Source organism: Corynebacterium sp. MSK297 (assembly GCF_030232885.1).
In the GTDB taxonomy this organism is placed as follows: Bacteria; Actinomycetota; Actinomycetes; order Mycobacteriales; family Mycobacteriaceae; genus Corynebacterium.
In genome coordinates this window covers 1-13,513 of record NZ_JASPGD010000017.1, presented here as the reverse complement: position 1 = coordinate 13,513, position 13,513 = coordinate 1, and the positions used below count along the sequence as shown (strand labels likewise).

The 13,513-nt window shown below is 50.2% G+C and carries 13 protein-coding genes and 1 pseudogene; 8 read left to right on the top strand and 6 right to left on the bottom strand.

The features are described from left to right. Positions 1-60 precede the first annotated feature (60 nt). Positions 61-1,782, top strand: a complete 1,722-nt coding sequence (locus tag QP888_RS10765; RefSeq protein ID WP_502869181.1) for an McrB family protein — start codon at positions 61-63, stop codon at positions 1,780-1,782. Next, a complete protein-coding gene (locus QP888_RS10760; RefSeq protein ID WP_284813562.1) occupies positions 1,769-2,860 on the top strand; it encodes a 5-methylcytosine restriction system specificity protein McrC in 1,092 nt (363 codons plus the stop codon). Before QP888_RS10765 ends, QP888_RS10760 begins: the two co-directional genes overlap by 14 nt. Positions 2,861-3,252: 392 nt before the next feature. On the opposite strand, the gene QP888_RS10755 is transcribed toward QP888_RS10760, so the two are convergent. Further along, on the bottom strand, positions 3,253-3,447 hold the full coding sequence (locus QP888_RS10755; RefSeq protein WP_284813561.1) for a hypothetical protein: 195 nt from the start codon (positions 3,445-3,447) through the stop codon (positions 3,253-3,255). A 110-nt stretch (positions 3,448-3,557) separates the two neighbouring features. Beyond that, positions 3,558-3,890 carry a hypothetical protein gene (locus tag QP888_RS10750; RefSeq protein WP_284813560.1) on the bottom strand — a complete coding sequence of 111 codons (333 nt, stop codon included), beginning with the start codon at positions 3,888-3,890 and terminating at the stop codon, positions 3,558-3,560. Between the two features lie 118 nt (positions 3,891-4,008). On the opposite strand from QP888_RS10750, the pseudogene QP888_RS10745 reads away from it, so the two are divergent. Together QP888_RS10745 and QP888_RS10740 are read left to right on the top strand one after the other, a co-directional pair. Next, a pseudogene (locus QP888_RS10745) lies at positions 4,009-4,268 on the top strand (integrase core domain-containing protein); the annotation flags it as partial. Between the two features lie 157 nt (positions 4,269-4,425). Beyond that, positions 4,426-5,334 carry an NAD(P)/FAD-dependent oxidoreductase gene (locus tag QP888_RS10740; RefSeq protein ID WP_284813559.1) on the top strand — a complete coding sequence of 303 codons (909 nt, stop codon included), beginning with the start codon at positions 4,426-4,428 and terminating at the stop codon, positions 5,332-5,334. Positions 5,335-5,476: 142 nt separating this feature from the next. On the opposite strand, the gene QP888_RS10735 is transcribed toward QP888_RS10740, so the two are convergent. Continuing rightward, complete coding sequence (locus tag QP888_RS10735) at positions 5,477-6,340, bottom strand: hypothetical protein (RefSeq protein WP_284813558.1); 864 nt, start codon at positions 6,338-6,340, stop codon at positions 5,477-5,479. A gap of 642 nt (positions 6,341-6,982) precedes the next feature. Between QP888_RS10735 and QP888_RS10730 the strand changes: the two genes are divergently transcribed. The 3 genes from QP888_RS10730 to QP888_RS10725 all read left to right on the top strand — a co-directional run bounded on the left by QP888_RS10730 (position 6,983) and on the right by QP888_RS10725 (position 10,364). Then, positions 6,983-7,657 (top strand): IS3 family transposase, encoded by a 675-nt coding sequence (locus QP888_RS10730; RefSeq protein WP_284813564.1) that lies wholly within the window; start codon positions 6,983-6,985, stop codon positions 7,655-7,657. A gap of 1 nt (position 7,658) precedes the next feature. Next, positions 7,659-7,844 (top strand): IS3 family transposase, encoded by a 186-nt coding sequence (locus tag QP888_RS11215; protein WP_350338248.1) that lies wholly within the window; start codon positions 7,659-7,661, stop codon positions 7,842-7,844. Between the two features lie 99 nt (positions 7,845-7,943). Continuing rightward, entirely contained in the window at positions 7,944-10,364 is a 2,421-nt protein-coding gene (locus QP888_RS10725; protein WP_284813557.1) for a DUF262 domain-containing protein, read from the top strand. A gap of 101 nt (positions 10,365-10,465) precedes the next feature. Here QP888_RS10725 and QP888_RS10720 read toward each other — a convergent pair whose 3' ends face one another. Beyond that, positions 10,466-11,257 (bottom strand): Abi family protein, encoded by a 792-nt coding sequence (locus QP888_RS10720; RefSeq protein ID WP_284813556.1) that lies wholly within the window; start codon positions 11,255-11,257, stop codon positions 10,466-10,468. A 145-nt stretch (positions 11,258-11,402) separates the two neighbouring features. After that, complete coding sequence (locus QP888_RS10715; RefSeq protein ID WP_284813555.1) at positions 11,403-11,591, bottom strand: hypothetical protein; 189 nt, start codon at positions 11,589-11,591, stop codon at positions 11,403-11,405. 133 nt (positions 11,592-11,724) lie between these two features. On the opposite strand from QP888_RS10715, the gene QP888_RS10710 reads away from it, so the two are divergent. Continuing rightward, positions 11,725-12,666 (top strand): exonuclease domain-containing protein, encoded by a 942-nt coding sequence (locus QP888_RS10710; protein ID WP_284813554.1) that lies wholly within the window; start codon positions 11,725-11,727, stop codon positions 12,664-12,666. A 42-nt stretch (positions 12,667-12,708) separates the two neighbouring features. Here QP888_RS10710 and QP888_RS10705 read toward each other — a convergent pair. Beyond that, positions 12,709-13,513, bottom strand: an 805-nt coding sequence (locus QP888_RS10705; RefSeq protein ID WP_284813553.1) for an Abi family protein, incomplete at its 5' end; no start/stop codon positions are given.

The window sequence follows — 13,513 nt, the reverse complement described above, 5'->3', positions numbered from 1 at the left end:
TTTGTTGAGTGTTGGAAGAAAGAAAATCTCGAGGTTACCAGTTAAGGTCACTGGTCCGATATTCCAGCCCACTCCAAATCTGATCTCACGCAAAATTCAGAGGCAATCCTTGACTGGGATGAGTTCTTTGAAGAACTAGGAACCAAACTTGCGAATTACCACGATGACCGCGCTTCCCTGATTAAGCAGCTAACCGAAGCGGCAGAAGGCTCAGACCGCCCTTCTCTCTTCAAGAACTTATGGACGCTCCCCACTGTCGACGGTGAACGTCGTGAAGCAACGGATATTGATCCGTTTACTGTTCTCGCTATTATTAACCGACAAATCACAGTCGCAAATAAAATTGCGATCTGCAGAGTTTATAAAGAGACCTTCGACATCGATGCTCCAATACCAACAGGATTTGATGGTGTTCCAGAGCGCAACAATCTAAGCACTCGTTTCGAATCAAAACCAGCAGATATAGGTAACCCGGAGTTTTATAACGCTGCATGGGAATTATTTCTTGCTGGCATACGTTACGCGGAATCCAGCAGCCGTGATGAGTTCATCAAAGCATTTGATTTAGCCACTGATAGCCGCAGCATCACCGCCTACACGATGGGTCTCTACTGGTTCCGCCCTGGAACCTTCTTAGCCCTCGATAGCAAGACACGAAACTATTTAAATTCCCCAAATGTCCTTGGCCCTGGATTCACCAACCAAGTACGAGACGGTCAGTCCTATTTAGAGGCTCTGGAACAAGTCCAAGCCTGGATGACTGAGGAGGAAGATACACAAAATAACTTCGCCGAGTTATCTGCTGCCTCCTACACCACTGGACCAGCAGAAATGCCTGAATCCGAATCTTCGGCAGAATTAACGAATGAAGAAAATAAAACTGAAAATGCGTCTTATACCTATGAAAATATTCGTGCTGAAGGTGCCTTTTTAGAAAGCAGTGAAATCCAAAAGCTGCTCCGTCGATGGTCAGAAAAGAAAAACCTGATCCTGCAAGGCCCTCCGGGGACCGGCAAAACTTGGCTTGCCCGCAAGCTGGCTTATGCCTTGATCGGCAAAGAGAACGACGAGAACATCACTACGCAACAGTTTCACCCGTCTACCTCGTACGAAGACTTTGTCATGGGATACCGTCCAGCACGTGATGGTCGGCTAGAACTCCAATATGGCGCTTTCATGAAGGCAGCCCAAGGTGCCCAAGAAGATGCAGGGCAAAAGCATATCTTCATCATTGAAGAAATAAACCGTGGTAACCCAGCACAAATCTTCGGCGAAATGCTGACATTGCTGGAAGCTGACAAACGCAACCCAGATAACGCGCTACGCTTAATCTATTCACAAGATGATGACGACCCATTCCACCTGCCGGAAAATTTCTATGTCATCGGCACCATGAACCAAGCAGATCGATCGTTGGCTGGCCTTGATATCGCATTACGGCGACGATTCTCCTTCGCGACTCTCAAGCCAGAATTGGGAAGCAATTGGCTAGAATTTGCAGAAAAACGAGGCCACGATACGCGTGAACTTCGCTCTATTGCGAATCAAATTACACAGGTCAACGCGCTCATCAGTGAAGATCCCACACTTGGCGCGCCATTTTGCATCGGGCATAGCTTTGTCACACCGCGCACGAAAATCACCGAGCCAGCCGTCGGCAAGACTCAACGATGGTTCCAGGAAATCATCGACACCGACTTGGCGCCATTGCTCGAAGAATACTGGTTTAGTCAGCCAGAAAAACTGGAGACAGCATTGGGAATACTCCATGGGTCTCAGTAAATATGTACCGCTGCGGAGCATCTGGCTGTTGCAGTTATACGCCTCGGAGGTATACCAACGTGGCTTGATCCGCGATTCTGCAGTAGAAGATACAGATGCTGAGCTTCCTGTGTTGGTAAGTTCAATGTTGTGTGATGCTGTCGAGCGCCGCATGAGCGAACAACTCAGCGTCGCCTTCGAGACAGAGAGCGGGAATCTTAATCGGGTACGCGGCAAGATCGATGTCTATCACACTGCGCGGCACCAGTTGCTAGAAAAGGGCAAGGTTCGATGCCAATATGAGACGCTCAGCCTCGACGGTCCAGTGAACCGTTATCTACTTCGCGCATTGAACACGGCAATGCACAAAGTGCAAGCTTTTGGCGATACGGCTCTTACTCGGCGGTGTCGCAGATTGGTGAATGCATTTCGATACAACGGCGTGACCCTAGTCGAGACCCTCGGCTATCCAGGGTCTCGTCTCTCTCCCCGAGACCACACTCCTGTGGCGGTTGCCAAACTTTTGCTGGAATTGTTTGTCCCAGCAGGTGGGAAGGCATCTTCGGGTAACACAGTAGAATTTCGGAGCCGGACATACGAAGAAGCCGAACTTCGTAAATTATTTGAAAAAGCTCTGTATGGCCTATACCGCTACCATTTACCTACCGCCCGTGTAACCAGCGGACGCCGGATGCGTTGGCCAGGTACTGAGAACTCCAACGCAGCAGTTCCTGAGATGGAAACCGACATCATCATAAAGCAGCCGTCCGGTGAGCATCTTATCGTCGATGCAAAATTCACCTCAATGGCAACCACGGTCCGCCAGGGTAATCGGTCAACTTTGAAATCTGATCACATTTATCAGATCACGAGCTACGCCACTGCTTATGCAATGAACGAGCCTGCTGGGACTCCGGTACACGGTGTGATGGTCTATGCGACTTTGGGTTTACCAGCTGGCCATTCAGATTTGTCTGCAAGTGACTTCCCTGATGTACAGGAATTTTCTATCGGTCAGCACAGGATGCGATTCGCAGCATTAGATCTCACTGGCTCTGCCCGAAAGGTACGAGAGGCAGCACTTGCGGCGATAAAATAGCGAGCGAACGCTGGAATGTTCAGTCACGTACAAATGCCACTAATTTAAATGCGCCTTATATATAACGCCGGGGTCAGGCCCCTACTTCTTGCAAATAAGGCTCCAAACGCGGAGCGCTTATAAACTCACGTGCAACTTGGAAAGAAAAAGGTGGCATGCTATGGTGATAGCGCATCGAGCATATGCCAGGCGCATATGCACTTTCATCCAAAGAACCCCATCTGGTTTGGGGTTCTTTGCGTTGCTCCCCCGCGGCCTCAAACCCCGAACTTTTGCCTAGATACCGAGCCTAAACGACAAAATATGTTGTTTAGGCCAGATTAAATACTACAAGAGCTTTCGGCTTACTCATCTCAACTAACATCGCCGTCACACCCCATTATCTCTGTGCCTTAAGCAATTATCACTTGTACCTCGTAGCCGTCCTTGTCCGATCCCGCCAGGAACGCCTCGGCCTGGGTTTTAACCAAGTCGGTCACACGCTGCTGCGCCCGCTCCAGCAAGCCATTCTGCTTAGCCTTCTCCTCAGCTCGCTTTTCTTCGCTATCCAAGAACTCCGCATAATTTTCCACCTTGACCTGATTCAAAGGGTTGAATGACTAGTCATATACCGTCACGGACGAGGACTCAATTTCATTCGAGAGGATCTCCGCCTGAAAAACCTTGATGGTTACGGTGCGAGCGACGTCATCGATGCTCACGTCCGATTTCTCAATGTTCTTGACCCTGCCTTCGCCACGCCGTCGTAGGCAATAAGAAAATGCTTTCCTGTCAACGGGGCTCTCAGCCCCAATGCCCTCCACCCGTCATCCTCGAAGCACCCAACGGCGGAATACGAGTACTGCTCAACGGCCATTTCCGAAATGTCCTCGAGGGTGCCACCGATACCAGTCGAAGTAATGGAACGGGTCAGCTCCTCTAACAGGCTCATCTTATTGAGACCAAAGGGAGCTCCCACCGTCAGAACAATTCCTATCAGCAGGCCAACTACAACTTTCAGCACACCCGACTTTCCGCCGCTTACCTCCATGCATCACGATATTGTCACCAAATTGTCAACAAATCGACCAATTTTTAAGGTAACGTACCACGGCGCTCGCTGAAATCTGTTGTTCTCGTTCGTTGACATTGAAGCGTCCTGGGGGACTGAACCCAGAATTCGGCCAAGTGTAGGAACAGCCGGTGATTGTTATGACAACGCTCTGGCCGAAACAGTCAATGGTTTCTACAAAGCGGAACTGATGCATGCTCAAGGCCTGCGGGCGTCGGTCGGAGAAGTCGAGCTCGCCACCTTGCGGTGGGTCCATTGGTGGAACACCAAGCGGCTTCGCGAAGCATTGGACTTCGCCACCTCACAAGAAGTAAAACCGAGTACTATCTCACCGACCGCATTAGCACGGGGTCGTAAGAGAAGCGGAACTACCCCCCCCAGTACACTTCACTCGCCGCCGTTAATTTCCTTTAGGAAGAATCTTGCACGCTCAAACAAACCCTAATATACTGTCCTCGCCAACTGCAGGAGAGTCAGACTGGCTGTACTGTCACTTCAAGAATTTAGAGGCAAAATGAAAGCAGAAATCGTAATTATCGGTGGAGGTTTTGCAGGAACTTCTGCGGCGATTACCCTAGCGAGGGCAAACAGGTCCGTTGTCTTGATCGATAACGGACAACCGCGAAATAGGTTCAGCGAACATTCTCACGGAATCTTAGGTTTTGAATCAACCCCACCCAACCAAATACTCAGCGCTGGGCACCGTGAATTCATCTCTTTCGGCGGAGAGAGCATTACCGCTTCCGCTAAATCGCTAATCAATAACCAACACGATCGCGAAACATGGACTACCCGCCTATCAGATGGCGAGAAAATTCAATCCCGCCATGTGTTGATAGCTACTGGAATCAGTGACAAACTACCAGAAGTTCCAGGACTAAAAGAGCTCTGGGGTTCAAGAGTTTTCCACTGTCCGTATTGCCACGGATACGAAATAAAAAACAAAAAGTTAGCAATTATTGGAGGAGAAAATCCGAGTTTCACCTTCCGAATTACGGAATTGCTTACTAAATGGACTAACAACGTTACATTCTTTCCCAATGGAATGAACGTCCCAGAGGAACAGAAGAGGAGACTAGAAAAACTGAGAGTCAAGATAGATCCTCGACCGGTTCAAGAGGTTACCGAATCTACTCAATGCAGTACTGGAGTAAGCATTGGGTTGAACGAAGAAATCATCGACTACGAAGCCTGTTTTACAGGCCCCTCTTTCTTCCCTAATGACTCACTCCTAGGGGCTGCCGGATGCGTAGTAAAAGATGGTTGGGTTCAAACTGAGCATGGTTTGACATCGCAAAAAGGCCTTTGGGCAGCAGGAAATGTTGTAAGCTCGCCAGATCAAATACCTCAAGCCATAGGAGCAGGATCCGCAACCGCCATCAAAATCGACCAAGAACTTTTCAACGAAGATATGAACCAATAGGTCAATCGTCCCTTCCTTTAGATCCTTACGGATTCCTTAGAGGAAGGACAACGATTCAAAACAGTCAAAGCTAGTCAAAGTAACCCATATTTCCGCAAGAACCCCTAGCATCGCGTCTATATGTGCCGGTACATAGGAACACTCACATATAGATTCTTCCGCTAAGGAAACTACCTTTTGCTTCTATCATTTCTTGAATCCTATTGAAGTCGGAGAAAAAGTCAGCCGACGGTCCATCTATGTATTCAAGAATGTTTTCAATCGTTTCAATATAGCCTTGAAGGTTCTTGCCTAATAGATGTTCATGGTGGGCTATTCGATTGCGCAATACGGAAAAACTTCGGATTTTCTCGCGGAGATGCGCTCTCTTCCCAGAAAAATTGGGAAAAGCATTTTTTAAGCAAGGCTCCCAAAGGGTCTGCTCGTAATTGAGATATCCCTTTCCAGGCGAAGAGTCACCATTACTAAGGAGCATTGCCCAAATTCCAAGCGGCATCTTAGCAACGGTAAAGTCGCCTGCCCGTTTCCTGCCTCGGAGACGATCTAAAGCGCGTTTAAGTTCCTTTTGGAACTTCGAGTAATCTCTATTCGTAAGTATGATAGAGTTTTTGACTTCCCGCTTCCACATAGCGGGTTTTTCCAAAATTTGTTGGGAGAAATCAGATTCCTTGCAAACCAGATCATACCAACCGTTTTCCCTAGCTACTCCAAAATAATCGCAGAGCGAATCATTAATGGCATTTCGTAGAGCTACCTCAGTAAAAGAAACTGAGGGCCAAAAAGAAGCCGCTACGCATGAATCCCAGAAGTAGAGCCGATAGGCCGCTATTTCCCTACGTCTTTCGTGGTCTGACGCGAATGCGGACATTTCCTCTGGACTCAGCATCTCATGAGGTGACTTTCCGTTACCACAGTGCTTTGAAACGTATTCGAAGTATGTTCCGAGTCTAGGTGCAGAAAGCAAATCCTCAAAAGGAATACGAAGTTCGATGGGCTCCCGGTTCATAAATTTCCCTAAGTGTAACAATTGCCTCGAGCGTCCGACCATGGGCCGAACCTTCATTCCCTAAGCGAGGTCAAACCTCACTCAAGCAACTCAATCTCGAGGCTTACATGCTTGACCTTATCTGATCTAGTTCCATTTTGTCAATTTTCGATAAATGGCTAAAAAGAGTCGCATTAATGCCAATCTTCGACACCCTGAAGTTCCGCAGCTTTTGTGACGTACCCCAGGTTTTGTTCCGTTTGGGTAGATAGGAAAATCTTCAACCATGTCGAAGAAGTTTGACCAGGATACAAAAGACCAAGTGGTCCGCCTTGTTGAGGACCGCATTCTGGCGAAGAACATATCCATGTAGGAAGCATGCAAAACTGTGGCACCCAAACTGTGGGGGCTCGTGGCATACTGCCCGGCAATGGGCGCAGGCGACTCGTCGTGAAGGGACGAGTCCCTGAGCACCTGCCAGAAGACCTGGCAGCTGAAAATGCCAGGCTACGCCTAGAAAAACCACAAGCTGCGGGACGCCAATGCGTTGTTGAAGGCTGCCTCAGCTTTTTCGCCTGATGACTCGACCCACAACGTTAAGAAATGATCCGATTCATCGATGAATATCGGAATCGTTTCACAATCGAGTTCATATGCACGACGGTGAAGAACAATCGCGAAGGTGGCTTTATTACCTCGCGTGGATACCGCCAATCCAAAGCTCGTGGCATAAGTGCCCGCAGACTTCGTGATGCTGTTTTGCTTGAACACCTTCGCCACGTTCACGCTGATAACTATGGTGTTTATGGTGTGCGGAAAATGTGGCATGCTCTTCGCCGTGACGGAATTGATATCGGCCGTGAGCACACCGCCAGGCTGATGCGCCTGGCTGGTTTTTCAGGCAAAAATAAAGGCCGTTCACCGGTGACCACTCGTAGGCCAAAAACGGTGGATACGCGCCCGGACTTGATGGGGCGCGAGTTCACGGCTTCGGGCCCGAATAAGTTGTGGGTGGCTGACATTACCTATGTGCGCACAAAGAAAGGTTTTATGTACACCGCGTTTGTCACCGATGTGTTCTCCCGACACATCGTTGGGTGGGCGCTATCGGATTCAATGCGCACCGAAGTATTGCCGCTGCAAGCTCTCAACCAGGCGATAGTCTGTGCTGAAGAAACAACAGGTCTTATTCACCATTCGGATCACGGGTCGCAGTATGTCAGCGTTGTCTACAACGAGCGGCTTGCCCAGCACGGCATTACAGCTTCTACCGGGACTGTTGGTGACTCCTATGATAATGCTTTGGCTGAAAACGTGAACGGTTCTTACAAAAGGTGAGCTGATCCATACTCGCAGGTGGGATGATGTTGTCGAGGTAGAACTCGCCATATTCGAGTGGGTGTCATGGTGGAACGAGACAAGATTGAATCAAAGCTTGGGATACCGAACTCCGGCTGAGGTTGAAGTCGGGTTGTGGGAACAAGATGAGTCTCGGGAAATAATAGAAAATAAGGTAAATGCCTAGGAACAAAAGCCAGGACACTTCACTTCGCCGAGTATAAACAAGCAATGAGATAAAGTAGTTGAGAACCTCAACACAGAGCTAAACCCAGAAAGTCAGTCTATGAAGGGCACCGTCCGCGACATCGTCCAACTATTCGGCGGCGTCGATAACGAGCTGCATATTCCCGTCTACCAGCGCAATTATGATTGGGGTGAAGCACAATGTGCCCGTTTATTCGATGATTTGATTGAGGTTATCCGCTTCGACCGCAAGAAACACTTCTTCGGCGCCGTCGTCGGTAACGCAGAGCTACTCACCTGGGTAGTCATCGATGGCCAGCAGCGCCTGACCACCACTAGCATCCTTATGCTGGCTATCGCAGACAGCCTGGAAGAAGGCGTCGTCAAGAGCTCCAACCCGGAACTTGGCAAGATCATCAAACGCAACTATTTGGTGCGTCCAGGTAGCACGATGTCCGGAGAAAACAAGCTCAAGCTCAAGCCAGTAAAAGACGACCTCGATGCCTACCGACGTCTGCTTTCCGGCGAGCAGCCGATCGAGAAGTCCACAGTAACGGCGAATTACCGATACTTCCGGGAGCGCATCGCCAAACAAGAACTCGACGGCGATGAGCTCTGGAATGCGGTCAACCGGCTGGAAGTCATGGCTTTGGATCTGGAATCACACGATGATCCACAACGCATATTCGAATCCCTGAACTCCACGGGTAAAGAACTCAAGGAATCAGACAAAATCCGCAACCTCGTGCTCATGGGGCTGGACACGAAAACCCAGAATGATCTCTACGAGCGTTACTGGAACCGAATTGAAAAGAACGTCGAATTCGATACCGACACCTTTGTACGCTTGTACTTGGTCTCACGAACACGGAAGACACCACGCTTCGATGCAGTATACGAGGCATTCCGCACATATTTACACGACCAAAGCACCGGAATCGAAACCGTGCTCAAACAAATGCATGAATACGCCGGCTATTTCCGCGCACTCAACACAGCCTCGACTGGAGTGCCTGCCGCCGACCGTCGACTCCGCCGCTTTAACTTGATGCAGCGTGACGTCGCATTGCCTACCATGATGCCGCTGTTGGCCGACCTGAAAAATGGGACGATTACACCGGAAGACTTCACCCGGATTGTCACCATCGTTGATTTTTATTGTTTCCGACGCATCGTCGTCGGCGATGCATCCAACGCGCTGAACAAGATCTTCGCCACGCTATACAACGAAGCCACCCGCATCCGCCCCGAAGACACCGAGCTAGCAGAAGTGATCAGCTACTTACTGCTGAAACGTGCGGATACCTCTGGGCGCTTCCCGGACGACGAAGAATTCCGTCATGATTTCGCTACCCGGAACTTTTATAAATTCAGCAGGCACTACCACCGGTATCTCTTTGAGTGCTTAGAAAACCGCAATTCGAAGGACCGCCTGGACATCGCTGATGCTCTCCACGACGGCAGCGCCTCGATTGAACACATCATGCCACGCACGCTGACCAAAGAGTGGCGCAACGAGCTCGGCAGCAATGCCGAAGAAGTGCACGAAGAATGGGTACACCGCATCGGTAATCTGACTGTCACCGGCTACAACTCCGAATACAGCAATTACAGCTTTGCCAAAAAGAAATCCCTTCCCGAAGGTTTTGACTCCTCGCCGTACCGGCTGAACAACTACGTGCGGCAGGTAGATTCTTGGGGCCCAGAAGAGATCTCGCAACGAACTGAGCTACTAGCCCAACAGGCCTTGGACTATTGGCCGATGCTGCACACCGAGTTCGTCCCGGCGGTCGAGCCGCTACCGGCTGTGCCACTCGGGGAAAATACGAACTTTAAGCACCGCAGGATCGTTGCGTATGAATTCGACGACTCCAAATACACCGTCAAGAGTTTCAAAGACATGGTGCGCAGCGTTTGCCTGCAGTTGCTCAGCGAGCACCACGAAAAGATGTACGCCTATGCCGAGGAAGGCGGCTTCGGGTTCGAGCTGAGCAATGAGCCTGTAAAAGATTTCGGCGAGCTCACTCCTGGACTTTGGGTGTTGCTGGATTGCAATACCAACAAGAAAATGACTGTGCTGCGTCGTTTGTTCCATTACTTGGACATCGACACTGATTCTTTAGTGATCACGCTGCGCAAAGAATCGAGCGCCACAGATGAGGGCCACGATGAGCTGGTAGGAAAACATGCCGAACTAACTAAATTCATCCCACAATTTGAAGAGCTAGAAGGATCGCGGGCCTCCGATTCCGACATCGCGAGTTTACAGTCCGAATATAACGAGGCACTGGCGGAATTTGCCCGATCAGACTGGCAGCAGTTTTTGGCAGACGGCAGCTACCCGAACGTGAGTGATCCTGCATTGATTTCTCAACGGAGCATTGAGGAACTGCTGGCATCATTGTCAGCACTACGGCAAGCCGAGGCTTTCGTGCCAGGGCAGTTCCGCACCGCCTGCATCGATGGTACGTTTGCGAAAATCCTACAACTCTTGGAAGACATCGACGTGCCAGCGGAATAGCGAATTCACCATTGACAATGCAGGATTAATCGCCAAAAGGGGATGCGGACATTTGTCGTTTAACCCGATTCGTCCGTTCCTCTACACATAGTATTACATTTCTATTTAGACTCACGGGGGTCATTCTTGAATACTTCTGGCAGGTGATCAGTAGAGGTGTACCACTGGTGAACAGGCGGTGCCACGCTGCCGAGTAGCCCAAGCAATTCGTTCCTGTGGCGGCGGTAGTTAACCGCGAAGATGGGTTCATGGTGAGCGATCCGATTACGGAAGAATCTTAGCCGATTAAGGTCTGCTGCTAGCGCGTGGGGTTGTACGACGGAAGGAAAAGCCTGCCGAATCACCGCGTTCCAGAGTCGTTCTCGTCGCTGTGCTGTAGTGGGATCGGGAAACGGTGCTTTCGATCCGTCAGCAAGGATCCTTGGAGCGGAAGGAATGAAATGTCCCCATTCTCCGAGGGTGATCTGGGAAAGAACGTCGCCGTTGGTTAAGGGAGCATTTTTTCGAGGATGTGAACCGATCACCAAGCCGGTACCGGTATCACGGATCTCCTTGGCGCCCTCTGCCCGGCCTCTAAATGCCCGCGTCTTTCCGCCAAACTCGTTTTTGAGGTCAGGGGGAGCCTGATCTATATATAACAGCCAATCACGGTGGCCGCCGTTGTTCTGACACCACTGCCCTAGGCGTTCGTCGAGGGCGTTTCGAAGACTGACTTCAGTCACCGAAATAAGTGGCCAGAATGATGAGGATAATTCAGCGTTCCAACGGTAAAGATCAAGAGCGCGACCAGGGTGACTCTGCATTTCAGTGAGATAGGGATGCATACGGTCGGTGCCAATGCGCTTAAGGATATCCTGGTCGCGCTGAGCCTGTCTCCTTGATTTTTTCGCCATGGACCTATACTCTCATTTTTTGAGAGGGCAGATGCCATAAATGGCATACTGAACCCCATATAGAAGGCACTCTCGTCCGAACACCAGGCCCAGCCTGAAGCATCGCGGCGGGGGTGTTTTCGCGTTGAGGTGTAGCTCCTTGAGTTTAGGTTAAACCCCAGCTGACCCGGGGTTCTTTACGTTGCCCCGCACGGTCACGAGCTTTGTCACGCTGAGTAGCAACATCCGTCAGCAACTTCAGAAAGTCACTGCTCGTCATATCCGCAGAGATGCGATCTGCAGGATCCGGGTGCTGTTGACGCAATAAATCAATTTCTGACTTGGGAAAATCCATACGTCGAACATCATATATGGAACGAAATTACTGCAGCGAAAATTGAAAATTTTTAGCTACCGGCAGCGCTACTATGGAGAAATTTTCTGTGAATTCCCCGGACAAAACAGCTTAAGCTGTGCATACTATTCCTATGTCGCTTCCTACTGAGTTCACTGTCCTCGATTTCGAAACCGCCAACGAGATGCGTGCGTCCGCATGCCAGATCGGACTCGTGCGAATGAACGACCACGGCGAAACACTTGAACGCTACAGCTCACTCATCAAACCAGACCCTGGATACGAGCACTTCCAGCCAATCAACATCTCGGTACACGGCATTAGAGAAACCGACGTCGCAGATGCCCCAACCATGCGGGAACTAGCCGGAGACATCCAGGCATTCGTCGGCACGAACCCCATCGTTGCGCACAACATGGCTTTTGATTATTCCGTCTGGCGAGCACACACAGAGCTGGGGAATCTGCCCGATTTTATAAATCCTCGGCTTTGCACGCTGCGCATGGCCCGATACCTGCTGCAACGCCCTGCCGGAACCAACGGACTCGAAAGCCTGATCCACGACTACTGCCCCGGCCTGGCATTCACGCACCACGACGCCTCCGAGGACGCGCGGGTTACCGGCGAGTTATTCCTCGCGATGCTGCGATACCTGGAGATGCCGCTGGAACAGCTCGTAAAGACCTTCGCACTCACGCAAGCACCACGGCAACGCAGGAGCCAGGGGTCTGGTAGAGGTAACGGCAACGGTACCCGGACGGCGCGACCAGAAGCAGACCTCGCCCAGTGGACGAATGAGACCGCACTAGAAGGCGAAGTCGTGTGTTTTACCGGCACACTTGGTCGGATGAAGCGCGCGGATGTGCAGCAACTCGTCGAAAAGCTGGGCGGCAAGGTTGATAAATCAGTGACGAAGAAAACCACCCAGCTGGTAGTCGGGGTACCCTCGCCAACCACGTGGCAGCCAGGCATGGATGGATCCAGCAAAATGGTGAAAGCCCGAGCGCTCGTGGAAAAAGGCGCGGCATTGACCGTGATGACAGAAAATGAATTCTTCGCCGCAATTGAGGAATAGATAAAACCAACTAATAAGCATGGTTTCCGGTCGGTTCCGGCCCTAACGGGGCCATAAACCATTACTGGATCTAAAATCGGAGAGAATGTCGGCCACCCTACTAGTGTTGTGAATATGATCTGCTAGCTCGGGGAGAAACATCTGAGCAAGTTCAATAATAAATCCATGTGCGGCAGATAACTCGCGATACCGACGTTGCGTAAAAAGCGGCTCATGATGCGAAGCTCGATTTCGCACCTTGTTGATCATAGCTAAAGCTTGTTCTATTGCTTTCCGGTCAGTTCCAGGTGGAAAAACTGAATGTAAATACGGTACCCATAAATTCTTCTCATGAGCCGAATCAGTCAAGTGTCGCCAAAACCCGAACGGCAGTTCAGCGATAACTTGCCCAGGTGCGACGGGCTTACTCCGGGCCCGACGTTGCGCCTCCATGATGCTAAAGCGATTTCGAGCGTTTAGATCAATCACGCTTCCCTTTCTAGACCGGTACAACGGTTTAATTACGGGAGACGATTCATCAAAGAGCCAGTGCTCGTGACCATTAAAATTTTTACAGATCGAACGATCATAAACATTTCGAATCGCAACCTCAAAATGAGCAATATCGTGCATGATCGCATTGGACAATTCGGTATTATGCTCATACAACGCTAGTGCTTTTGAAGAATCATTTCCAGCCGCTTTCAAATATCTCCCCCATCGAGCAGAAGAAAGCCATATTGGAATCCAATCATATTGCACTAGAATCCGGGTTAAACGCCAAAAAGTGTGTGCCAAACCCCGCATATCTACACCCCTAGCAGCACAAACCCCGAAATAATAAGCCCAAAAAGCATATTCCAAACCA